This window comes from Brachybacterium tyrofermentans (genome assembly GCF_014897585.1).
Classification (GTDB): domain Bacteria; phylum Actinomycetota; class Actinomycetes; order Actinomycetales; family Dermabacteraceae; genus Brachybacterium; species Brachybacterium tyrofermentans.
The window spans coordinates 59993-80423 of the sequence record NZ_JABUXW010000018.1; the positions used below are offsets into that span (position 1 = coordinate 59993).

28 protein-coding genes and 1 other RNA gene are annotated in these 20431 nt (G+C 68.4%); 25 read left to right on the top strand and 4 right to left on the bottom strand.

Features of this window, described 5'->3' with window-relative positions; translation table 11 throughout:
• The first annotated feature begins 5 nt into the window (after positions 1–5).
• The 24 genes from INT49_RS13970 to INT49_RS14085 all read left to right on the top strand — a co-directional run bounded on the left by INT49_RS13970 (position 6) and on the right by INT49_RS14085 (position 17921).
• Positions 6–4502 carry a peptidoglycan DD-metalloendopeptidase family protein gene (locus INT49_RS13970; RefSeq protein WP_193118358.1) on the top strand — a complete coding sequence of 1499 codons (4497 nt, stop codon included), beginning with the start codon at positions 6–8 and terminating at the stop codon, positions 4500–4502.
• An 11-nt stretch (positions 4503–4513) separates the two neighbouring features.
• Positions 4514–5386 (top strand): phage tail family protein, encoded by an 873-nt coding sequence (locus tag INT49_RS13975; RefSeq protein WP_193118359.1) that lies wholly within the window; start codon positions 4514–4516, stop codon positions 5384–5386.
• A 13-nt stretch (positions 5387–5399) separates the two neighbouring features.
• Positions 5400–6230, top strand: coding sequence for a hypothetical protein (locus tag INT49_RS13980; protein ID WP_193118360.1), 831 nt, complete (start codon positions 5400–5402; stop codon positions 6228–6230).
• Positions 6227–7423: a hypothetical protein gene (locus INT49_RS13985; RefSeq protein ID WP_193118361.1), complete on the top strand. Its 1197-nt coding sequence runs from the start codon at positions 6227–6229 to the stop codon at positions 7421–7423. Before INT49_RS13980 ends, INT49_RS13985 begins: the two co-directional genes overlap by 4 nt.
• Complete coding sequence (locus INT49_RS13990; protein ID WP_193118362.1) at positions 7407–7874, top strand: hypothetical protein; 468 nt, start codon at positions 7407–7409, stop codon at positions 7872–7874. The genes INT49_RS13985 and INT49_RS13990 overlap by 17 nt, the downstream gene beginning before the upstream one ends.
• Positions 7864–8163: a hypothetical protein gene (locus INT49_RS13995; RefSeq protein ID WP_193118363.1), complete on the top strand. Its 300-nt coding sequence runs from the start codon at positions 7864–7866 to the stop codon at positions 8161–8163. Before INT49_RS13990 ends, INT49_RS13995 begins: the two co-directional genes overlap by 11 nt.
• Positions 8163–8510 carry a hypothetical protein gene (locus INT49_RS14000; RefSeq protein ID WP_193118364.1) on the top strand — a complete coding sequence of 116 codons (348 nt, stop codon included), beginning with the start codon at positions 8163–8165 and terminating at the stop codon, positions 8508–8510. The genes INT49_RS13995 and INT49_RS14000 overlap by 1 nt, the downstream gene beginning before the upstream one ends.
• Complete coding sequence (locus INT49_RS14005) at positions 8510–8800, top strand: pyocin knob domain-containing protein (protein WP_193118365.1); 291 nt, start codon at positions 8510–8512, stop codon at positions 8798–8800. The genes INT49_RS14000 and INT49_RS14005 overlap by 1 nt, the downstream gene beginning before the upstream one ends.
• A complete protein-coding gene (locus INT49_RS14010; protein ID WP_193118366.1) occupies positions 8800–9144 on the top strand; it encodes a hypothetical protein in 345 nt (114 codons plus the stop codon). The genes INT49_RS14005 and INT49_RS14010 overlap by 1 nt, the downstream gene beginning before the upstream one ends.
• Positions 9144–9533 carry a hypothetical protein gene (locus INT49_RS14015; protein ID WP_193118367.1) on the top strand — a complete coding sequence of 130 codons (390 nt, stop codon included), beginning with the start codon at positions 9144–9146 and terminating at the stop codon, positions 9531–9533. Before INT49_RS14010 ends, INT49_RS14015 begins: the two co-directional genes overlap by 1 nt.
• Positions 9533–9886 carry a hypothetical protein gene (locus INT49_RS14020; protein ID WP_193118368.1) on the top strand — a complete coding sequence of 118 codons (354 nt, stop codon included), beginning with the start codon at positions 9533–9535 and terminating at the stop codon, positions 9884–9886. The genes INT49_RS14015 and INT49_RS14020 overlap by 1 nt, the downstream gene beginning before the upstream one ends.
• Before the next feature lies 1 nt (position 9887).
• Entirely contained in the window at positions 9888–10223 is a 336-nt protein-coding gene (locus tag INT49_RS14025; RefSeq protein WP_193118369.1) for a hypothetical protein, read from the top strand.
• Positions 10223–10564, top strand: coding sequence for a hypothetical protein (locus INT49_RS14030; protein WP_193118370.1), 342 nt, complete (start codon positions 10223–10225; stop codon positions 10562–10564). Before INT49_RS14025 ends, INT49_RS14030 begins: the two co-directional genes overlap by 1 nt.
• Complete coding sequence (locus INT49_RS14035; protein ID WP_193118371.1) at positions 10564–10953, top strand: hypothetical protein; 390 nt, start codon at positions 10564–10566, stop codon at positions 10951–10953. Before INT49_RS14030 ends, INT49_RS14035 begins: the two co-directional genes overlap by 1 nt.
• Positions 10953–11384: a hypothetical protein gene (locus tag INT49_RS14040; RefSeq protein ID WP_193118372.1), complete on the top strand. Its 432-nt coding sequence runs from the start codon at positions 10953–10955 to the stop codon at positions 11382–11384. Before INT49_RS14035 ends, INT49_RS14040 begins: the two co-directional genes overlap by 1 nt.
• Complete coding sequence (locus INT49_RS14045) at positions 11372–11830, top strand: hypothetical protein (RefSeq protein ID WP_193118373.1); 459 nt, start codon at positions 11372–11374, stop codon at positions 11828–11830. Before INT49_RS14040 ends, INT49_RS14045 begins: the two co-directional genes overlap by 13 nt.
• A gap of 34 nt (positions 11831–11864) precedes the next feature.
• The gene (locus INT49_RS14050) at positions 11865–13754 is read left to right on the top strand and encodes a hypothetical protein (RefSeq protein ID WP_193118374.1); all 1890 of its coding nucleotides are present in this window, start codon (positions 11865–11867) and stop codon (positions 13752–13754) included.
• Between the two features lie 22 nt (positions 13755–13776).
• A complete protein-coding gene (locus tag INT49_RS14055) occupies positions 13777–14106 on the top strand; it encodes a hypothetical protein (RefSeq protein WP_193118375.1) in 330 nt (109 codons plus the stop codon).
• A gap of 141 nt (positions 14107–14247) precedes the next feature.
• Positions 14248–15459: a peptidoglycan-binding protein gene (locus INT49_RS21215; RefSeq protein ID WP_226850563.1), complete on the top strand. Its 1212-nt coding sequence runs from the start codon at positions 14248–14250 to the stop codon at positions 15457–15459.
• A 38-nt stretch (positions 15460–15497) separates the two neighbouring features.
• Positions 15498–15794: a hypothetical protein gene (locus INT49_RS14065; RefSeq protein ID WP_193118376.1), complete on the top strand. Its 297-nt coding sequence runs from the start codon at positions 15498–15500 to the stop codon at positions 15792–15794.
• Positions 15787–16758 carry a collagen-like domain-containing protein gene (locus INT49_RS14070; protein ID WP_193118377.1) on the top strand — a complete coding sequence of 324 codons (972 nt, stop codon included), beginning with the start codon at positions 15787–15789 and terminating at the stop codon, positions 16756–16758. The genes INT49_RS14065 and INT49_RS14070 overlap by 8 nt, the downstream gene beginning before the upstream one ends.
• Positions 16755–17216: a hypothetical protein gene (locus tag INT49_RS14075; protein WP_193118378.1), complete on the top strand. Its 462-nt coding sequence runs from the start codon at positions 16755–16757 to the stop codon at positions 17214–17216. The genes INT49_RS14070 and INT49_RS14075 overlap by 4 nt, the downstream gene beginning before the upstream one ends.
• A 156-nt stretch (positions 17217–17372) precedes the next feature.
• Positions 17373–17597: a ferritin family protein gene (locus INT49_RS14080; RefSeq protein ID WP_319021627.1), complete on the top strand. Its 225-nt coding sequence runs from the start codon at positions 17373–17375 to the stop codon at positions 17595–17597.
• 87 nt (positions 17598–17684) lie between these two features.
• Positions 17685–17921, top strand: coding sequence for a hypothetical protein (locus INT49_RS14085; protein ID WP_193118379.1), 237 nt, complete (start codon positions 17685–17687; stop codon positions 17919–17921).
• 61 nt (positions 17922–17982) lie between these two features.
• Here INT49_RS14085 and INT49_RS14090 read toward each other — a convergent pair whose 3' ends face one another.
• The 4 genes from INT49_RS14090 to ssrA form a co-directional block, all read right to left on the bottom strand.
• Positions 17983–18471 (bottom strand): hypothetical protein, encoded by a 489-nt coding sequence (locus INT49_RS14090; RefSeq protein ID WP_193118380.1) that lies wholly within the window; start codon positions 18469–18471, stop codon positions 17983–17985.
• Positions 18472–18546: 75 nt separating this feature from the next.
• Positions 18547–18741, bottom strand: a complete 195-nt coding sequence (locus INT49_RS14095; RefSeq protein ID WP_226850565.1) for a hypothetical protein — start codon at positions 18739–18741, stop codon at positions 18547–18549.
• A gap of 136 nt (positions 18742–18877) precedes the next feature.
• Positions 18878–19117: a hypothetical protein gene (locus INT49_RS14100; RefSeq protein ID WP_193118382.1), complete on the bottom strand. Its 240-nt coding sequence runs from the start codon at positions 19115–19117 to the stop codon at positions 18878–18880.
• Positions 19118–19255: 138 nt separating this feature from the next.
• Positions 19256–19626, bottom strand: a transfer-messenger RNA (tmRNA) gene (gene ssrA / locus INT49_RS14105).
• A gap of 233 nt (positions 19627–19859) precedes the next feature.
• On the opposite strand from ssrA, the gene INT49_RS14110 reads away from it, so the two are divergent.
• The gene (locus INT49_RS14110; protein WP_193118383.1) at positions 19860–20423 is read left to right on the top strand and encodes a hypothetical protein; all 564 of its coding nucleotides are present in this window, start codon (positions 19860–19862) and stop codon (positions 20421–20423) included.
• Positions 20424–20431 lie beyond the last annotated feature (8 nt).

The window sequence follows — 20431 nt, forward strand, 5'->3', positions numbered from 1 at the left end:
CGGCGATGGCGCGCTCAGATGCCGCTTGGGTGGATGTTCTCCCGCAGATGAAGGGCTTCGCCGCCCCCCTCATGAAGGACGTGAAGGAAGCCTCGAAGAAGGCCGGCACCGAGGGCGGCCGCGCACTCGTCGACGGCATGAACGCCGAGGCGAAGAAGGTCAACACTTCCCCCGTCGTGAAGCAGCTCGAGGACGTCGAGCGTGCCGCACGCAAGACCGCCGACGAGCAGGCCAGCTCCGCGAAGAAGGCCGCCTCCGAGGTCGGGAAGTCCCAGACCCGTATCATCGACGCCCGCGACAAGGCCCGCTCCTCGGCCGCGCAGGTTGAGCGCGCCGAGGCCGACCTGGAGAAGCGCCGCACCACCGCCGCCGGCAAGTCCAGCGAGGTCGAGCGCGCCGAGCGCGACATCACCGACAAGCGCACCAAGGGTGAGCTGTCTGCCGACGAGCTCGCCAAGGCTGAGCAGGACCTCGCCGCGAAGCGCGCGGACGCCGCAAAGGCCGACGCCGAGGTCACTGCGTCCTCCGCCAAGCTCGAGACGGCCCGCACCAAGCTGGGCCAGGCCACCGGGAAGGTCGAAGACGAAGACACCGCGCTGCGCGCCGCGATCACCGAATCGAAGGTCGCACACCAGGAGGCACGCGACGCAGCGGCAGACCACGCCCGCGCGCAGGAAGACCTCGCACGCGAGACCGGAGTCGCTGCCAAGGAAGCCGAGAAGGCCACCCCGGCGTGGAAGCGCCTCTGGGAGGGCATGGACGGCACCGGCGGTCTGAAGAACAAGATCGTCCGCGGCATGAAGGGCATCGGCAAGGAGATCGAGAAGGAAGCCGGCCGGATCCGCTCCCGCGGCGACGCACTGCTTTCCGGTATCGGCTCCGGCATCAAGTGGGGAGCAGCCGGCGTCGCAGCCGGCGGCGCGGCGCTCGCCGGCGGGGCCCTGTATGGGGGCTTCACCCGGCTCGCTGACATCGAGGACGCTCGGGCATCGCTCGAGGGTCTGAAGATGTCGGGCGCCGAAGTCGACGGCGTGATGGAGTCTGCGCTCGCCTCGGTCAAGGGCACCGCCTTCGGCATGGGTGACGCGGCCTCCGTCGCGGCCACGATGACCGCAGCCGGGATCAAGCCCGGCGAGGACCTCACGAAGACGCTGTCCCTCGTGGCGGACTCCGCGACGATCGCGAAGCGCGACCTCGGCGACATGGGCCTCATCTGGTCCTCGGTGGCATCGAAGGGCAAGCTCCAGGGCGACGACGCGATGCAGCTGCTCGAATCGGGCATCCCGATCTGGCAGATGATCGGCGACGTCATGGGCGTCACTGCCGCAGAGGCCCAGAAGCTCGGCTCCGATGGCGAGGTTGGCTTCGACGTCTTCGCGAAGGCGATGGAGGAGAACCTCGGTGGCGCCGCACTGAAGTCAGGCGAGACCGTCCGCGGCTCCTTCGCGAACCTCAAGGCCGCAGTCTCCCGCCTCGGTGCTGGAGCACTGGAGAGCTTCTACCCCCTGATCGCCCCCGCGCTGCGCGGCGTGACCGGGTTCGTCGACGGCATCGCGTCGAAGGCGACCCCTGCCATCGAGGCGTTCACCAAGGGCGCGAAGGGTATCTACGACCTCCTCGTCGGTGGCGACTTCACCGGTGCGCTGACCGAGGTGTTCGGCTGGGAGGAAGACGCCCCGATCGTCGACTTCCTGTTCGACGTCCGCGAGGGCGTGAAGGGCCTCTGGGACCTCCTCGTCGGCGGCGACTTCACCAGCGCGCTGCGCGACGTCTTCGGCTGGGAGGAGGACTCCCCCGCCGTCGGCATGCTTCTCACGCTGCGCGATACGGCGATCAGCGTCGGCGGCTGGCTGCGGGACAACCTGATCCCCATCCTCTCGGGCGTGGGCGGGTTCCTGCTGTACCTCGGCGGCAGCGCCGTGGTCGGCGCGATCGTCGCCCTCGGCGGCGTCATCGGCACCGCACTGGGCGCGATCGGGTGGATCCCGTTCGCGGTCGGCGCGGCCGTGGGTGCTCTCACGTGGTTCTTCACCGAGACGGAGCTCGGCGGACAGGTCCTGCAGACCGTGTGGTCCGGGATCCAGATCGCGATCGCAGCTGTGTCCGAGTGGTTCACCACCACGGCACTGCCGCTTCTCATCACCGGGTTCCAGTGGCTGCAGGCCGCAGCAAGCGCGGTCGGCGACTGGTTCACGACCACCCTGTGGCCCGCGCTGCAGACCGGCTGGAGCATCCTGTCGGCCGTGGCCGGCGCCGTGATCCCGGTCGTGATCCAGTACGTGCAGGCGCTGGGAGACTACTGGTCGCAGATCGTCATGGGCGTCGTGATCCCTGCGATCCAGCAGTTCGTCGGCTACGTCCGCGACACGATGTTCCCGATCATCCAGCGGCTCTGGACCGATTACGTCCAGCCCGTGTTCGCTGCCATCGGCGCGTTCGTGGTCTGGGCCTGGAACAACGCGATCAAGCCCGCGTTGGGTGCCTTCTTCCTCTTCATGACGGAGACCCTGGCGCCGACCATCGTGTGGCTCTGGCAGAACGTCGTCTCTCCGGCGTTTTCGGCCATCGGATCGTTCATCGGCTGGGCATGGAACAGCGTCATCTTCCCGGCCCTGGACGCCTTCAAGTGGTTCCTGCTCAACGTCCTCGCGCCGACCGTGGTGTGGCTGTGGAAGAACGTCGTGAGTCCGGCATTTAACGGCATCTCCTGGGCGATCGATACAGCCTGGAAGGTCATCCAGGTCATCTTCGCGATCATCGACTGGACCGTCCGAAATGTGGTCGGCCCGGTCTTCTCCTGGCTGTACGAGAAAATCGTGAAGCCGGTGTGGAAGAACGTGCAGGACGTCCTGCAGGCGGGCTGGGTCTTCGTCCGGGACAAGGTGTTCATCCCCCTGAAGAACTTCATCACCGACAGCGTCGCGCCCGGATTTTCCAAGGGTGTCGATGCGATCGGCACGGCCTGGGACAAGCTGAAGTCAGCTGCCGCCAAGCCGGTGAAGTTCGTGATCGAAGACGTGATCAACAAGTCGATCATCGACCCGTTCAATACCGTCGCGGGCTGGTTCGATATCGACCCGGTCGATCCGGTGTCCATGCCTGCAGCTCTGAAGGGGTACGCGGGCGGTGGCATCCTCCCCGGCTACACGCCGAGGCACCAGGGCGACGACGTGCTCACCCCGATGCGATCGGGCGAAGGCGTGCTCGTCTCCGAGGGTCTCCGGGACCGGAGGTCTCAGCAGGCCTTCCTCGGTGCGAACGAGGCCGCCAAGCGCGGCACCAGCTTCGCGGACTTCCTCGGCACCGGCTACGCCGGCGGCGGGTTGGTGAAGCTCGGCATGCCGTTCACGGGTTCGTACCCGCGCGGCGATGGCTTCGGAGCTCGCGGAGGAAAGCACAAGGGCATCGACTGGCCCATCCCCTCGGGGACGGCGCTGGTCGCTGTGGGTGCCGGCACAGCCAATCGCACCAGCAACTCGGCTGCGGGCAACAAGCTCGAGCTGTCGCTGGGCAATGGGCTCGTGGCGGGCTACCACCACCTGTCGCGGTTCGCAGCGCAGACCGGGGCTCAGGTCGGCCCCGGGTCGACCGTCGGTTACGTCGGTTCCACTGGTCGGTCCAGTGGACCTCACCTTCACTTCTCGCTCAAGAAGGACGGGAGCTACGTGAACCCGGCGCCGTACCTGGGTGCTGGTGGTGAGGCGGGATCCGGTGGCGGCGGCGGATGGAATCCGTTCGCCGACCTCTGGTCCACCATCAAGGACACCGTGCGTGCGGGTGTCGGTGACAGCAAGTTCGGTGATCTCGCCTACGAGATGCCGAACAAGCTGATCAGCGGCGCCATGACGTGGGTGACCGACAAGCTGGCCGCCGTCGGCGACTTCGCATCGGATGTGGCTACCGGAGTCGGCGGCCGCGCCCGCTGGGCAGGCCTCGCCGGCACAGCGCTCGCGATGGAGGGCGAGGCGGGGCCGCTGCGCCTGAACTCGATGCTGAACCGAATGGGTCAGGAATCGAGCTTCAACCCCCAGGCGAAGAACACCTGGGACAGCAACGCGGCGAAGGGCACCCCGTCCAAGGGACTGATGCAGGTCATCGACCCGACGTTCCGGGCGTACGCCCGCCCCGGGTATGACACCAATATCTGGGATCCGCTGTCGAACATGCTGGCCTCGATCCGGTACACCAGGGCCACCTACGGCGACCTGCAGAAGGGCTGGGATCGCAAGGGCGGATACGCCGACGGCGGGATCGTCTCGCCGCTGGTGTACGACGACGGCGGCTGGCTGAAGCCGGGCCTGTCCCTCGTGCACAACAAGTCCGGGGTCCCGGAGCCGGTGTTCACCGGCAAGCAGGGCCAGAGCATCATCCAGATGCTCGAGTCCGGCGGCGGCAACCGTGGGGGCAACAACCTCACGTTCGAGAAGGCTCAGCTGTCCGACGACGAGGTGGACCGCCTCGCGGACGAGGTCCTCCGCCGTCTCGACATGGCCATGGCCTGAGAGGAGCACCGATGGATTCAAGGCACGTCACCCTCGACGGCCCGGACGGATCGCTGCTCATCGCGGCCAGTACTCGCGAGACCGATGTGTCTCGCGAGTACTGGCTCTCCGGCGACAGCCCCACCGGATGGAACGGAGGAACTTCCCAGAAAGGAAGCCTGGAGGAACGCGAGAGCGAAGGGCTGTTCTTCCAGAAGCGGCACCCCGGCGGCCGCTCGCTCGAGCTGCGCGTCCGCATCCACCTCGACAACGTCGAAGCCGCGGAGTGGGAGAAGGTCCTGCTGTCCGCAGCGCTCGCCGACGGGGAGCTCGGAACCCTGACCGTGCAGTCGTACAGCATGCCCCCGCTGTCGATGGGTGTGCAGCGCAACGGCGAGGTGCTGTTCGCTCGGGTCAATCCCTTCACGTTCGACTTCTCGATACCCCTGCTCGCCCCGGATCCTCGGAAGTACGCGCCGTGGCGCGAGTCGACACTGCGGCCGATCGGGGCGGGAGTCGGTTTCGAGTTTCCGCCGTTCTCGCGGGACCTCGGCAAGGGTCCAGTCGCCACGTTCGGGACTGCGATCTCGACCGACGAGTGGGTGTGGAACGACGGCACAGCTCACTCCTGGCCTCGCTTCACGGTGACCGCGAACGCGCCCAGCGGGTTCGCAGTCGCCCTCGGCGACAAGCGGGTCACCTATCCGTGGCCCACCTTCCCCGACATCCCCGTCACCGTCGACATGGCCGGCGCAGTCACCGTCGGCGGCTTCGACCAATCCCATCTCCTCGGAGAACGGGGCTGGGCGAGCATCCCCCCGCAGTCCATCGAGACGCCCCACTTCGAGTTCCTGCAGGGCGGCACCGGCTGGGCGACCGTCCAGCACCGCGACACCTACATGTGAAGGAGGCCCCCTGATGGGCTACCCCTGGCCGAAGGCCCCCCTCGCCGACGGAACCGGCACCACGTCCACCGACATGCAGCGCATCATCGGCTCGCAGTACATGTCCTCCGGGGTGCTGCCCAACGGTGGTCTCACCGTCGAGGGCACCTCGGGGATGGCGTACAAGGTCAACTCCGGTGCGTGCTTCATGTGGACGTCGTACGCGTCGCGGCTGGGGATGCTGGTCCCGGTCGATGCCACGACCGTCAACACGGTGGCGGCCCCGTCGACCGGCTCCCGGATCGACACCGTGTACGTCGACGGTGACGGTGCTGTTCGGGTCGTGCAGGGCACTGCGATTCCCAGCGGTGTCGCGATCGCTCGCTTCACGGTCCCCGCGGGAATCACGGCGACCACGGCGGCGCAGCAGTCCATCGACCGGAACTTCGCGATCGCGACGGGCGGGACCCTCGGACGCCTCGCCCAGTGGAACAACTCCTCGGTCGGGAACGTGGGCGGCAACGAGACGGTCCGCAACGTGTCGCGGTTCTTCCTGCCGTCCGATCGGCTGCTCCGCCTCGACATGACCACCACGCTGAAGTCGACCGTGGCGTCCGAGCCGGGTGTGTCCGAGCTGTCCGTCCAGTTCGTCCACTCCTCGGGCCCCGGCTCGACACGGCGCATGCTGTGCTCCCACACGAAGGACTGGAACTCGTGGGGCACCACGTGGTCGTTCGTCGCATCCGAGGGCGATTGGACCGTGACCGTCCGATCTCGCGCCTACTCCGGCGGGACGTGGACGTACTCCTCGGACTCGTCCTACGTGACGCAGATGAACCTCTGGGATGCGGGGATCCTCCGGTGACGTGGGTAGCTCACCTCGTCCGCACCATGACCGGGGAGCGCGGCGCGCAGCTGAAGCTCGCCGCGTCCGGGACGTGGTCGATCCCCCTCAACGGCCTCGAGGACTTCACGGTCACCGTCGACAAGGCACAGCTGCGGGGCCTCGAGCCGGAGTGGTGGGGCCACCACCGCACCTCGATCGCGGTGTCGTGGCGGCACGAGGACGGCACCCTGGACGCTTGGGTGGCTGGCCCGATCATGGGCCCGCCGTCGGAGACGCCGTCGACCGCGACGCTGACCTGTAAGGGCATCGGCGCGATCCTCTCCGCGAGGGTCACTCTCTCCCGCGACTACGGCATGCCGGGCGACTACCAGGGCGACATGTGGCAGCTGGCCCATGCGAACGTCACCCGGACCGGTATGTCGCTCGGGTCGATCGCGCAGGACATCGTCGAGCTGTCCACCACCCGGAAGCTGGGCGGGTACCTCCCGATCCGGTACGGGTCTCCCCGCGAGACCGGGTCGAAGCTGAACCAGCGCACCTACTACGGGTACAACCTCGCGAACAACGTCACGTGGAAGCGGCTCACCGAGCTGACCGGGGTCCGCGGCGGACCGGACATCGCGTTCCGGCCGGCGTGGACCGACGGCGGGATGCTCGAGTGGGTGATGGTCCACGGCACCCGTGCGCAGCCCGCGATCGAGCAAGCGTGGACGATGGACCTCGACACCACGTCGTCCACGTCGCCGGTCGCCTCGACGTCCGTGTCGACCGATGCCAGCGAGGTCACCAACCGGGTGTACTGGACGGGCGCCGGCGAAGGCGCAGGGACGCTGATCCGCATGGTCCAGGACGAGCCCCGGCTCGCGGACCACATGCCGCTGCTCGAATCGGTCGGCTCCACCTCCGACTCCGACAACCCCGACCTGCTGCTCTCCCACGCGCAGGCGCAGCTCGACGACGGCCGCTCGTCGATCACCCAGATCTCGGTGAAGATCGACGGCTCCGACCAGCGGTGCGAGATCGGCCGGTGGCGGGTCGGCGACGCCGCTCTCCTCACCCTCGGTGACGAGTGGCTGACCGTCCCCGCCGGCACCACCACGAAGCGGATCATCGCCGCGAAGGGCTCCTGGGACTCCAACCTCGTCGACCTGGAATTCCAGGACGACGGCCCGATCGAATACGAGGAGGAGCCTGATGGTTCAGCGCCGTGACCTCAACGCCCCACCGGGCCGGAAGATGGCCGACATCGTCCGGCAGCTGCGCGAGCAGGCCGAGGCGTCGAAGACCGGCGCCGCCGGCGTGAAGGACCTCGGCGAGAACGGCGACGTCGTCTGGGACACGATCGACGAGAACGGCCAACCTGCCCAGAAGTCGGTGAAGCGGTTCCAGGTCGAGCTCGACGACACCACCGCACAGGCCGAAGCGCTCGCCGAGAAGCTCCGGCTGGCGGAGGAGCTCATCGAGCAGGAGCAGGAGCGGCTGGATGCGGCGCGCGAGCTGCTCGACTCGCTGGACATGCGGGTCGATGACGTGGTCGATCGTCCGTTCACGACGCGGGGCGCGGCCCCGCCGAAGGGTGCCCCGATGGGTACGCAGTGGGTGACTCCGCAGGACCACCTGTACGTCCGTGTCCCGTGTGAGGAGGTGCCTGATGGCGTATGAATCCAGGCAGTGGGCTGACGGTGAGCTCGTCACCGCTGAGGACCTGACCCGCATCGAGCAGGGCCTACAGGCGACGTCCGAGCTCGCGGAGGGCACGGCGACCCGCGTCGACGGTGTCGAGACGGACCTCGCGGCCACCACCGCGGCCGGTGCGTCCACGGCGGCGACTGTCGACAACATCAAGCTGGCGAACGTCTCGGCGGGCGAGGGTGCCCCGGCGGGTGCCGCACCTGTCGGGTGGCGGTACATCGATCTCGCCACGGGCGACCACTACCGGATGGAGGCGTGATGGCCTGGCAGATCAAGCGGCGGCAGCGCACCAGCTGGCAGGAGCTCCCGCTCTCGAATGGGTGGACGGGGCGGCTGCTCATCAAGCGCGTCGGCTCCACAGTGTTCGTGAAGGCCGAAGCGCTCAACGGTGCGTCGGCGACGTCGACGGTGGTCGCGATCGTGCCGTCGGGCTTCCGCGCCGAGGGCACGGTGAACGAGCGCGGACTGCTCCACACGACCGCATCCGCAGTCTCGCGCTGGTGGTGCTCGGGCGATGCGTTCTCGAGCCCGGTGGCCGTGTCCTCGCCGGTCTACGGATCCGCGTCGTGGGACACCCTCGACCCGACCCCGACAGGAGGTGCGTGATGGCTTGGCTGAAGCGGCCGCGACGCGCGCCGATCGATCTCGGCACGACGCACCTCGACGAGGTGGTCACGCCCGACGAGTACACGCAGATCTTCGCGTCTCGTGCGACGAAGGCTCAGGGGTACCCGTTCGAGGGCATCGCCGGCCACATGGAGATCCTGCCGTGGAACCCCGCGAACGGTGCCGTGATCGCCGTGTTCACCACCTGGACCGGTGGGATCGCGAAGCGGACCTACTACCAGGGCTCCTGGCGTGGCTGGGTCGATCCGATGGGGAAGGCGGTGCCGTGATGGCCTGGAGCCTCCGCAAGACCCCTCAGACCTACCAAGAGATTCCGCTCGCTGCTGGCGTGACGGGGTCCGTGCAGCTGTCGATCGCGTCGGGCTGGGTGTTCCTCAACGGCCGCGAGATCACGGTGCCGTCTGGGAACGGTGTGGTCGCGGTCCTCCCGGAGGAGGCACGCCCGGTGTACTCCCCGCTCTACGGGCTGATCGGCCGGACCGGCTCGGGCCTGTTCGCTCACTTCTCCCTCACGACTCCAGGCGGCGCGCTCACGCTCCGTCAGGGATCAGCGCACACCGTGCCGATGTACTTCACGCTCTCGTGGCCGCAGGCAGTCAGGAAGGGGTTCTGATGGGTTGGATCAAGAAGACCCGCGACACCCGCTTCCTCGACGTCACGGCGGGCATCGAGACCGGCGCGAACTACGTCTCCGGCCGGATGCTGCTCCGCCGCCGTGACGACGAGCTCACGCTGATCCTCGACGAGCTGGTCGTCGACAAGGTCGGCACCACGACGCTGTTCCGGCTGGGCACGGGATTCCGTCCGTTCCATGTGGAGCGAGACGCCTGGTGGCAGCCGAACGCGGCAGCCAACAGCGCAGGCGGCACCCTGAACATCTCCGCATCGGGGTACGTCGTCGGCTATCAGCTGGCGGCGGGCCTGCCCATGACGGCCCGCATGACGTTCGACTGCCTCGAGGTGTGGCCGTCGACCTACCCCGGGATCGAGGTGCAGCTCTGATGGCATGGAATCTTCTCGGCCGTGGCTCGTCAGGCGTGATCAGCCTCGACGACACCGTGCTCGCCGATCAGGGCTGGGCCGCGGGCACCCGAGTGCAGGTGCTCCGGCAGGCGTCCGTCGTCTCCGTGTCGGTCATCGACCTGATGCGGCCCGAGGCCCACACCGGGTATCGCACGGTGCTCGTGCTGCCGGCGGGTTTCCGGCCCCCGCTGGACCAGTACTTCACGACCTGGCGCGGCGTGAAGGCGCGCATCCTGGCGAACGGCACCGTGCAGGTGTCCTCGCCGGGGACCGCGCTGGACTACTTCACCGTCACCTACCCGGTGACGTCGCCGATGCCGAAGGGAACCTGAGATGGGCTGGATGAAGCGCGCCCGCACCGCGACCGTGCAAGACCTCACCGGCCAGCTCGACTCCTCCTGGTCCGGCGGGACAGCCCAGCTGGCGACCACCGCGGGCGGGGCCGTGACCCTCTCGGTATGGAACCTCGCCCGGACCGACCCCGCCACGGGAGCGGTCACCGCGCTGACGCTCCCCGCAGAGCTGCGGCCGCCGTTCCTGCTGTACGGAGCGAAGAGCTACCGCGGGAACAACGTACGGATCACCACGGCCGGCGCCGTGCAGGTCATGGATCCCGGCACCGTCCTGGATCACTTCAACGTCACCTACGTCCCGAAGGGAGTCGCGTGATGGCATGGATCCGAAAGCCCGCAGCGGCCACGCAGGACCTCACGTCGGTGATCGAGCCGGGATGGCAGCCCGGCACCGTGACCGCGCGCCGCGCCGGCAACGTGGTCACGGTCGACGTGCAGGCGATCAGCCGCACTGAGGTGGGCACGGGGACCGTCTCGATCTTGGCCCTGCCACTGGGGTACCGGCCTGCCGCGAACCTGTACGGCACCTCGTTCCGCGGGTACCGCACGCGGTGCCTGACCGGCGGTGCGCTCGCCGTGGACGCACCCGGGCTCTCCGTGGACTACCTGCACTTCACATTCATCACCGCCGACCCGATGCCGAAGGGAGCCGCGTGATGGCCTGGCTGAAGCGCAGCACCCCGACCGACACCGGCTGGCTCAATGTCTCCGCCGAGCTCACCAACGGGTGGACGGGGACGCTGTTCGTCCGCCGCGTCGGCACCCTCGTGTTCTTCCGAGGGAAGCTGAACGCTGCGGGAGCGACCGCAGCCGGGGCCTGGTCCATGCCGGCGGGGTTCAACGCCCCGCCGCTGGCACACGAGGGGGCGTACGACTACGGGGCCGCGCTCGCGTGGACCGAGGAGACGACCCCGAAGATCCGTCGGCTGAACTACTACGCGTCGCGACTGTCCGTGATCGGCTACCAGGCCAGCGATGTCGTCCTCGTCGCCGACTGCTACGCCGTGAACTCGGCCTGGCCCTCGACGTACCCGGGAGTGAGCTGATGACCATGGATACCGACTGGCAGGTCATCCAGACCGCAGCGGCGGGCCTCGCCCCGCAGGGCCCGATGGACCCGATCCAGTTCTTCCGCGTCCGCCGCATCGACTCGACGATCCTCGTCGACCTCGCCGGCCTCCGTCTCGACACCGAGAAGGCGGGTCTGGCGAACCTGGGCCAGCTGCCCGACTGGGCGGCCGCCGCGATCCCCCAGCAGTACCACTGGGTCAACGACCACGCCTCGAGCATCCACCCGTCCGTGTGCGCGCTGCACTGTGGCCGGACCCTCTACTGGACGGGGCAGGTGATCAAGGGCGGCATCGGCGTCACCAGGCCCGCGCAGCTGCGCGGCGGCTTCGAGTTCACCACCGTCGCGGCCTTCCCCCACGACCTCGCCAAGACCACCCCGAAGGAGAAGCCCCGATGGATGCCGTGACCGAAGAGGACGTGACCACCATGACCGACGCCGAGCTCGCCGCACAGGGCGCGAAGATCGAGGCCGAACGCTCCCGGCGCGCGGTCATCACCGACGCCGAGCAGCGCACCGACACGATGTGCCTGGAGTACCTGCAGGCATCGGGCCGGATCAACGGCGGGCCGTTCGAGACCCCGATGGGGTTCCTCGGCGCGTACCCGCGAGGCTGGCGCGTCACGCACAACGGCGGCACGTACGAGGCGATCGTGCCCGGCGCGGCCGCGGAACCGCCCGGCCCGGGCTGGGTCGAGGTCGACGCCGACACCGCTCTGGTCGACTTCTGGGAGGACCGGGAGTACGCCGCCGGCGAGCAGGCGCGAGACGCCGGCCAGATCTGGACCGCGATGTCCACCGTCGACGGGCCGCGCCCGTCGAACTATCCCGGCGGCTGGTCCCCCACCGCCTGATCCTGCACGCTCGATGATGAGAGGGAGGTGACTCGTGGCGAGCACGTCGATCCTTCCCCTCCAGCTGGGGCAGGCCATCCTGGGCCGCGCGCTGGAACCTGATGCCCCGGCGCCCGAGTACGTGCAGATCGATGGGGAGTGTTGGAAGCTCGTCACCGATCCCGCCGCGATCCAGGCAGCGCAGGACGCGCTCGAAGCACGGGAGAAGGCCAACGAGGCGTTCGCGATGGCGCAGTACGCGCCCAGGATCGCGAACCGTCCCCCGGTCGCCGCGGACGCGGAGGGGAAGGCACCCGGGGCGGGCTGGCTCGAGTACGACCCCGCGACGCAGCTGCTGAAGCAGATGTGGCGCTGGACCGGGCAGGCCTGGGAAGAGCTGCCGATGGATCCGGTGATGATCCCGATCATCCAGATCGGCACCGGCACCGCCGGCGACCTCACCGCCGACCGCCTCATCGTCACGAATGAGTTCGTCGCGCGGGTCGCTCAGATCCTCGAGCTGTCCGTGGAGAATCTGGTCGTGACCGAGGGCGCCACGATCAACGAGCTCGTGGCTCTGTCGATCGCCTCGGCCACCGCGGAGTTCCAGACCGCGTACATCCAGAACCTCCGCACGAACGGCGCGGTGATCGACGAGGCCGTGATCGGTGAGCTCGCCGCGAACCTCATCACGTCCGGCCTGTTCCGCACGGCCGACGAGGGCCAGCGCCTGGAGATCGACTCCAACGGCATGGTGATGATCGGTCTCGACGCTGACGGCATCGAGTACGAGATGGTGCGGATCGGCCCCTCCGGGGACAACCTCATCACGCTCGGTGACACAACGATCTCACCGGCCGGTGTCCAGGCACCGTCGGGAGCGTTCGACGAGCTCGCCGTCGGCGGCGACGACCTGTCGACGATCCTCGCCGCCCTCCCCCGTGGCGTCCGTGCCTGGGGTCAGATCCGCCAGTCCAGCGACTACGACTCGACGGTCGATGTGCCCCGCCGCCGTGCGGAGCTGCAGACTACGCTGCAGAAGGACCGCACCTACCGCATCCGTATCTCGGACCGGTACCTGCAGCACAGCGGGACCGCCACCACGTACGTCACCGACGCACTGCACTACTCGTGGGACGGCACCCCGATCTTCCCCGAAGCGCCCGTCGCAGGCAGCGCACAGGCGAACTCCGGGCGGCACTATCTGCCGGCGGGGACGTTCTATACGGCGCCGCCGATGGAGTTCATCGTGACCACGGGCGGGTACGTGGACAACCGCACGTTCTGGGTCATGTACTCGATCACCTGCCACAACGCGGGTACCCCGGTCCGCCTGTATGCGGCGAACAACTTTCCCGTCACGATGACGGTGGAGGACCTCGGGCCCGCGCAGGACGGGATCCTGAAGCGGTGGAACGAGGGCAATGGCGGCGGCGGGTCGACACCGACCCCTGACCCGGAACCGGTCATCAAGCGGTACACGAATACGTACTCCTCGAACGGGTTCCGCACCTACGACAACAACGGGAACCTCAGGAGCGACCCGGACGTCGTCCAGGGTCTCTACGCGGGCGGGCCGTCGCGCTTGCTCCGCAAGGGCGGCTGGACGTTCCCCTCCATGACGGGCGATCTGGCCGGCGCGACCATCGAAAAGGTCGAGGTCTACATGTACATGAACCACTCGAACTACTACGCCGGCGCGACCGTGAACGTCTGCTGGTGGGGCGGGGTGATGAAGGACAACCTCAACGTCATCGGAACCATCACCGGCTGGAAGCGAAACACCGGGAAGTGGATCAACGTGAACTCGTCGTACTTCAACGGGTTCAAGTCCGGGTCGATCGCCGGCATCGGCGTGAAGCCGACGAACTCGTTCGCCGAGCAGTACGCCCGGTTCAACGGATCCGGCGCGAAGATCCGGATCACCTACACGAAGGCCAGCTGACCGCGTCTATCCAGGAGGAATGATGACCAGTCTGATCGGATCGTCTCGCACGATCGACAACCGCACCATGCAGGCCAGGACGTCGGCCGCGATCCGCCAGACCGCCCCCGGCAAGTCCCAGGACAGTGGTGCTGCGGGGCGGCTCGCCGCGCAGGCGCTCATCGACCCGGCGTCGCTGGTGCCGCACTTCCTGGCGCGCATCGCCGTGAACGCCGCCGTCGCGGCGGCAGCGTGCCCCGACTGCGGGCACTCCACGGAGGGCGACGACGCGATCGTGTACGTCGTCACCCAAGCCTGGGATGAGGTCGCGGCGACGGTCTTCCCCGACGCCGAACCTCAGCCCACCGCCTGACCCCACACCCCTCGAAGGCCCCGTCCAGCACTACCTGGTCGGGGCCTTCGTCATGCCCCAGAGGAGGAACCACATGCCCACGTCTGCTGACCATTTCGACTACCTCGACAACGGCGAGGACGACCAGGAGGAGGAGAACTGATGGCGATCATGCCCGGCGCCTCGCGCGTCCAGAAGTTCAGCGGCAACCGCCACAAGCGGACCGTCACGAAGATCGTCCTCCACACCACCGAAGGCTCGTCCTGGCCGGGGTACGGCGGCGGCGGCTCCGCTCCGCACTTCACGGTGAAGCCGGGGAAGGCGACGAAGGCGAACATCCGCCAGCACATCGACACGGCCTACTCGGCGAAGGCGCTCGTGAACCGCTCCGGCGGCGTCGAGACCAACAACGGTGGATGCGTCCAGATCGAGTTCGTCGGCTCCTGCGACCGCGCGTACGCGAAGAAGCACGGCCTGTTCTTCACCGAGGACGCGGACGACGACGACCTCGCATCGCTCGCCGCCGTCCTCGCGTGGATCCACGACGAGCACGGCGTCCCCCTCGTCATCGACGGCAACCTCGACTGGCCCACCACGAACGCCGCCTACCGGACCGCCCCGCAGCGCCTCTCCTACAAGGCGTGGAACGAGTACCGCGGCGTCCTGGGCCACACCCACGTCCCGGAGAACGACCACTGGGACCCGGGCGCGTTCCCCATCGCCCGGCTGCTCAAGCTCGCCGGCGGATCCAAGCCCCTCTCGGGCGGGTCTCCGCTCGTGACCGGCAGCGCCGGGAAGGCCTGGACCGAGAGCCCCCGCGTGAACGGGTTCTCGAAGGCAGAGATCACGTCCATCCAGAACGTGCTCCTCGGGTTCGATCTCGACCTCGGGCACTGGGGAGCGGACGGCAAGTACGGCGACACCACCGGCGAGGCCGTCCAGACCCTGCAGGCAGAACTCCACATCACCCCCACAGACGGGATCTACGGACCCGGAACGGAGAAGGCAGTCATGACCATCAAGAGCGACATCGCCGAGATCAAGAAGAACACCTCCTCGATCACGCGGGACGACAAGCAGGTCTCCCTCCGCCAGGAGCTCGCCGACACGAAGACCACCGTCCTCGAGCTGCGCAAGGAGCTCGACTGGGTGCGCCGCGTCGCGGAGGCGAACCAGAAGCGCATCGACAAGGGCAACGCGCAGACCGGCCCGATCACCCGACACGGCAAGGAGATCTCCCTCCGCCAGGAGCTCGCCGACGCAAAGACCGTCACCATCGCGAACGCCGGCGGGATCACCGCGATCCAGAAGTCCCTCGACGAGGCCGACGTCGACGCCACCGAGGCGAAGGTCCCGGACAAGATCCAGGGCTGAGCGATGCCCACGAGGAACCGTGGAGGTGAGGACATGGCATGGACTGGAACTTCCTCGGCCCGCTCGGCGTCTTCCTCACCACGCTCGCCGGCGGGGTGGTGTGGATCGTGAACCGAGTCGAGAAGGCCCGGCAAGCGAAGCGCGACGAAGTCCTCAAGGCAGCCGACGAACGGCTCGCTGAGAAGGACCAGGACATCGCCGAGCGGGACAACAAGATCGCCCACCTCACCGCCGAGCTCCGCTCCGCGAACGCGGAGCGGCACGCCTGGTACTGGCAGCTGCGCGACAACAAGATCGACCCCGATCCGGGATGGCGGGAGGCCGACTATGTCTGACCCTCAGAGCATCAAGGACCCCGCCCTGCGCAGCGCCGCGATGGAATCCTCGCGGGCCGACCGCCGCGCGTACAAGACCCGCGTGGTAGTCATCCTCCTCGCGGTGATCGCGCTCGCCGTCGCAGGGTTCACCCAGTACCAGGTCTCGACGATCCGGGGCGAGAAGGTCGAGTCGGACACGGCGGCCGTCGAGGTCGCCGAGCAGCGCCAGCAGCAGGCCCGCACGATCCGGGAGCTGTGCGAGTCCGGCGCGATCGAACAGGACGCGACCGGGCAGGCAGTGTGCGACGACGCCCAGCGCGCGGCCGAGCAGGACCCGTCCGAGACGGTCGCCGCGGCGAAGGGCGACCGCGGACCCGAGGGCGCGCGTGGCCCGGCCGGCCCAACGGGCGCAGCCGGAACGGACGGGACCGATGGTGCCACCGGAGCCCCGGGCGAGAACGGTGAACCCGGCGCGACCGGACCCGAGGGCGCACCAGGAGCCCCGGGAACGGATGGCAGCGAAGGCGACCCCGGAACCGACGGGGATCCCGGAACCGACGGGGAGCCAGGCACGAACGGCGAGCCCGGGGTGAACGGCGAACCGGGAAGCGCGGGCGCCGCCGGCGAACCCGGCAAGTCCGGGCCCTCCGGCACGAAGGGCGACACCGGGGCCACGGGCGCGAAGGGCAACCAGGGCGCCACCGGCCCGGCAGGCAAGGACGGCTCCGATGGCAAGGCCGGGCCGCCCGGTGAGAAGGGTGCCACCGGAGACACCGGACCCGTCGGCCCGGCCGGGCCCGCGGGCGAGGACGGCACCGACGGCCGCGGCATCGACTCCGCGACCTGCTCCGCCGAGACCGGCCGCTGGACCATCCGGTACAGCGACGACACCACCAGCGACGGCGGCACCTGCATCGCCACCGCCGAAGCACCCGCACCACCACCCACCCCCACAGCTCCCGAGGAGGAGAACCTCTCATGACCGAAGCCATCGCATCCCTCACAGACCTCACCCCGATCGGCGCGGTGCTCGTCATTGCCTCGATCCTGACCGTCGGCATCACCCAGCTCGCGAAGCAGCAGCAGTGGTCCAAGGCCCGCACCCAGCAGGTCGCGGCCGCCGTCGCCACCGTGCTCGGCGCGCTCGCTGCACTGGTGCTCGGCCTGATCGGCGGGATCCCCGACAGCGTCATCCAGATCATCTCCTCCGCGCTGCTGTCGATCGCCGCAGTCGCTGTGCTCGCGAAGGCGCTCTACGGCGTGCTCGGCTACGTGATACCCGACGGAACCGAGCAGCCGACCGGCGGGCCCACCAGGATCGTCGTGAACACCACGGGCGATCCCGAAGCGATCACCCGCGCCCTCAGCACGGAGCTGAGCGGCCGCCGCGCCGACCGCGACGGCGTCATGGACGGACGGGACACCCCGACCGATGGATGACTGGGCCGACGGCCTCGACTGGCAGTGCGACCTGTGCGGGTCCGCGTTCAACTCCCAGTGGGCCGCGAACGAATGCCGCCGCGAGTGCGCCGAGGCTGACCGCGAAGCACGACGACGCTGACCACCGCATCACTCAATCCCGAAGGAGGTCCCGCCGTGGACCAGCACACCAGCCCGATCATGCGCCACTTCGACTCCGGTCATCTCCGGCCCGGCCCGCTCATGGACTGCTTCGAGCAGTTCGCGGGCCTCGCCGCCGAGCTGGACGCCGACCTCCCGGCAGGGCCGGAGAAGACCACCGCGCTCCGCAAGCTGCTCGAGGCGAAGGACTGCGCGATGCGCGCGACCGTCGAGCAGATCGACCGCCAGTACGGCGACTGACGTCGCGCAGCGAAGCGCAGCGAAGCGCCCCGCTCTCCTTCGGGAGGGCGGGGCGCTTTCGTCGTGTGCCGCAGGTATGGTGAGCGCATGAGAGCTAAGGACTTCGAGGGGGTCGCCGCCGTCGAGATCAGTGCGTCCGGGAGCGGTGCGTCCGGGATGATCTCGCTCGGAGCTGGGTACGACGGGGGCGACGCGATCCTGACCGCCGAGGAAGCCCGGGCAGTCGCCCGCGATCTGGTCGCGGCCGCGGACTGGCTCGAGGGGAAGCTGACGTACCGCACCGCCGATGCCTTCCCTGAGCGACTCCCCGGCAAGCCAGCCTGACGACTCGCAGCAAAGCGCCCCATCTTCTTCGGGAGATGGGGCGCTTTCGTCGTGGTGTGGGTCAGGTGGTGGTCCGGGGCCGGCCCGGGCGGGGGTTCCTCTGTTCGACCCACACTTCGATGGCGGCGCGGTGGAAGAGCGGTCCCTGTCCGGTCTCGATCACCGGGGTGGGGAATCCAGGCAGTTCGCGGAACTGTCGCGCGCGCTGCCGGGAGACGCCGGCGAGTTCGGCGATCTCCGCATAACCGACGACGTCGGGGTAGAGCGGGGTTGCGAGCTCGTCGTTCATCGCAGCGTCGTCCTGTACCGAGAGCGTGCCCAGTACGGCGCCGGGGATGGCGTCGAGCACGATCCGGGTGCCGGTGTCGAGAGCTGCCAACGCGGCGTCGCGCAGCGTGCCGCCCATGACGACGAACCGAATGTCGCCGCCGGTGCCGTCCTGCTGCATGCTGCCGGCGGGGGCGTGCTGGGTGAGCGCGTCCATGATCGTGCCGAGGTGCTCGGCGGTCGTCGGCCCGGTCCAGCCGAGCCGCACGTACCAGGTGTCCATGATGGTCCTCCTTGGTGGGTGTGAAGAGGAGGTCTAGGGTGAGGGGGCCGGGGTGGTATCCCGGCCCCCTCTGGACTAGACGTCGAATCCAGAGCGACGGAGCTGAGCGCGTTCGTTCTTCTCGGATCGCCGGTCGGAGTAGGTCAGGTGAATCGACACCTGAGGTTTGCTCTTGTCCGGCGGGTAGATGATGAACCCGTTCTTGCTTCGCTCGATCCTCGCGCCCTGTGCTTCCAGGGTTTTGAGGAGCTGCTTGGTCCGTTTGTCCACGTCGCCTCCTCTCATGGGGAGTGGGGGTGGTGGATGGTTCCTCCTCTCTATTCTGTTGTCATTGACTAGTGTACATGGAACCGGTGACGGTGACAAGAGAAAGCGCCCCGCCTCGATGTGAGGTGGGGCGCTTTCGTCATGTCCGGGGCGCTCCGGCCCGACCGCCGTAGTCGTTGGGTACCGCGATCGCGCCCACGCAGCCGAGGGTCCGCACGGTGTCGCATGCTCTGCACCGCCATGCCGGGTGCCCGCCGCCGATCGCGCCGTCGCACTGGCAGAACTGGAAGCTGACCCACGCCGCGGTTTCCCCGCAGCCGCAGGGGCCGGGGTCGGGGTAGGTCCAGCCGTTGCGGGTGCGGACCAGATCGATGCTCATGTCGTGGAGTCTCCTCCCGGGGGCTGACGTGTGAGGGCGTCCAAATCGAGGTGTGGGTAAAATGTGGGTACAGACACGAGAGAGGCCCCCTCCTCCGCACGTTAGTGCAGGTGAGGGGGCCTCTTGTGGTGAGTGCAATGGTGGAGCCGGCGGGAATCGAACCCGCGTCCGATAGTGCGGAGCCAGGGCTTCTCCGGGCGCAGTCCGTATTAGCGTTTTCTCAGTCCCGACGTTCGCACGGACACGTCGTCGACGGACTCAGTCACTCTGAGGTGTTCATCCTTCCCCGATGACGAGGGTCGGCAGCAGTGGCTTCTTAGATGATGGAACGATCCGGGTCAGAAGCAAGCCCGGGGTTCCAGACTGCTATCGCTGATCAGGCAGCGAGAGCGAAGTCAGTGCGCTTGGTTTCGGCACTTATTGGTTTCCAGAGGACATTAACGAGATGACTCTGGGTTCTCGGCCCGCTTCCCCTTGCTGGACAACTACCGTCGAAACCGATCGGCCCCCAGCGTGGGTATGCAGCAGATATCGACGATCCTGAGGGATCGTCCTTGCACTCACTCTTCAGTTGTCAAACACCCACGAACGACGGGCGAACCCGTGCGTCGTCCTCGACTCTACCGCGACAGCCCCACGAACAGAAGCGAATATCCGTCAGCTCACGGTGAACGCCCTGTTCCGGGCTCTGGCCTGGTCAGCCCACCCCACTGCCCGCCATGACAGATGGCATGATGTGGGGATGGTCGGATTCTCCGCTGCAGGCGTGCAGGTCACCCTGGATGATGACACTCTGCGCGAGATCGTCGAGGATCCCGACGCGCTGAGCCGGTGGTGCGCGCAGAATCCGGAGGATCCCCGGAGCGTCGCCTACCTGCGCATGCTGGGGCGGCTCGACGAGGCGGCGATCGCCGCTCGCAGGTCCCTGGAGCAGGCGGAGCACTCGGCACTGGTACGCGCGGTGCGGCGCACCCGTTACGCCCATGTCCTGCAGTGGCAGGGTGCCTTCACCTCGGCCGAGGAGCAGTTCGACCTGGCAGCCGAGGAGACCGGGCTCGAGGGCCCGACCTCGCCGTCCTCGCTGGCGCTGCTGGCCTCCGTCTTCCAGCACCGCGCGAAGTGCCGGTTCGACCATGCCCTCGCCGCGCAGGAAGCCGGGTCCCCCAGGACCGCGGCCTCACTGTGGGACAGCGCCCTCGAGGATGCTCGCAGGGCGCTGGTCATGCGGGAGAGCCTCGGCGAGAACGACGAGAGCGTCCTGGACTCGAGCAGACAGACCCTGGCACGGCTCGAGCGCAGGAGCTGACCGCGCGC

Bases quoted from the DNA above. Each gene is read 5' to 3' on its own strand.
- INT49_RS13970 (WP_193118358.1), top strand. From the start codon at position 6: ATGGCGCGCTCAGATGCCGCTTGGGTGGATGTTCTCCCGCAGATGAAG.
- INT49_RS13975 (WP_193118359.1), top strand. From the start codon at position 4,514: ATGGATTCAAGGCACGTCACCCTCGACGGCCCGGACGGATCGCTGCTC.
- INT49_RS13980 (WP_193118360.1), top strand. From the start codon at position 5,400: ATGGGCTACCCCTGGCCGAAGGCCCCCCTCGCCGACGGAACCGGCACC.
- INT49_RS13990 (WP_193118362.1), top strand. From the start codon at position 7,407: ATGGTTCAGCGCCGTGACCTCAACGCCCCACCGGGCCGGAAGATGGCC.
- INT49_RS13995 (WP_193118363.1), top strand. From the start codon at position 7,864: ATGGCGTATGAATCCAGGCAGTGGGCTGACGGTGAGCTCGTCACCGCT.
- INT49_RS14000 (WP_193118364.1), top strand. From the start codon at position 8,163: ATGGCCTGGCAGATCAAGCGGCGGCAGCGCACCAGCTGGCAGGAGCTC.
- INT49_RS14005 (WP_193118365.1), top strand. From the start codon at position 8,510: ATGGCTTGGCTGAAGCGGCCGCGACGCGCGCCGATCGATCTCGGCACG.
- INT49_RS14010 (WP_193118366.1), top strand. From the start codon at position 8,800: ATGGCCTGGAGCCTCCGCAAGACCCCTCAGACCTACCAAGAGATTCCG.
- INT49_RS14015 (WP_193118367.1), top strand. From the start codon at position 9,144: ATGGGTTGGATCAAGAAGACCCGCGACACCCGCTTCCTCGACGTCACG.
- INT49_RS14020 (WP_193118368.1), top strand. From the start codon at position 9,533: ATGGCATGGAATCTTCTCGGCCGTGGCTCGTCAGGCGTGATCAGCCTC.
- INT49_RS14025 (WP_193118369.1), top strand. From the start codon at position 9,888: ATGGGCTGGATGAAGCGCGCCCGCACCGCGACCGTGCAAGACCTCACC.
- INT49_RS14030 (WP_193118370.1), top strand. From the start codon at position 10,223: ATGGCATGGATCCGAAAGCCCGCAGCGGCCACGCAGGACCTCACGTCG.
- INT49_RS14035 (WP_193118371.1), top strand. From the start codon at position 10,564: ATGGCCTGGCTGAAGCGCAGCACCCCGACCGACACCGGCTGGCTCAAT.
- INT49_RS14040 (WP_193118372.1), top strand. From the start codon at position 10,953: ATGACCATGGATACCGACTGGCAGGTCATCCAGACCGCAGCGGCGGGC.
- INT49_RS14045 (WP_193118373.1), top strand. From the start codon at position 11,372: ATGGATGCCGTGACCGAAGAGGACGTGACCACCATGACCGACGCCGAG.
- INT49_RS14055 (WP_193118375.1), top strand. From the start codon at position 13,777: ATGACCAGTCTGATCGGATCGTCTCGCACGATCGACAACCGCACCATG.
- INT49_RS21215 (WP_226850563.1), top strand. From the start codon at position 14,248: ATGGCGATCATGCCCGGCGCCTCGCGCGTCCAGAAGTTCAGCGGCAAC.
- INT49_RS14065 (WP_193118376.1), top strand. From the start codon at position 15,498: ATGGACTGGAACTTCCTCGGCCCGCTCGGCGTCTTCCTCACCACGCTC.
- INT49_RS14070 (WP_193118377.1), top strand. From the start codon at position 15,787: ATGTCTGACCCTCAGAGCATCAAGGACCCCGCCCTGCGCAGCGCCGCG.
- INT49_RS14075 (WP_193118378.1), top strand. From the start codon at position 16,755: ATGACCGAAGCCATCGCATCCCTCACAGACCTCACCCCGATCGGCGCG.
- INT49_RS14085 (WP_193118379.1), top strand. From the start codon at position 17,685: ATGAGAGCTAAGGACTTCGAGGGGGTCGCCGCCGTCGAGATCAGTGCG.
- INT49_RS14090 (WP_193118380.1), bottom strand. From the start codon at position 18,471: ATGGACACCTGGTACGTGCGGCTCGGCTGGACCGGGCCGACGACCGCC.
- INT49_RS14100 (WP_193118382.1), bottom strand. From the start codon at position 19,117: ATGAGCATCGATCTGGTCCGCACCCGCAACGGCTGGACCTACCCCGAC.
- INT49_RS14110 (WP_193118383.1), top strand. From the start codon at position 19,860: ATGGTCGGATTCTCCGCTGCAGGCGTGCAGGTCACCCTGGATGATGAC.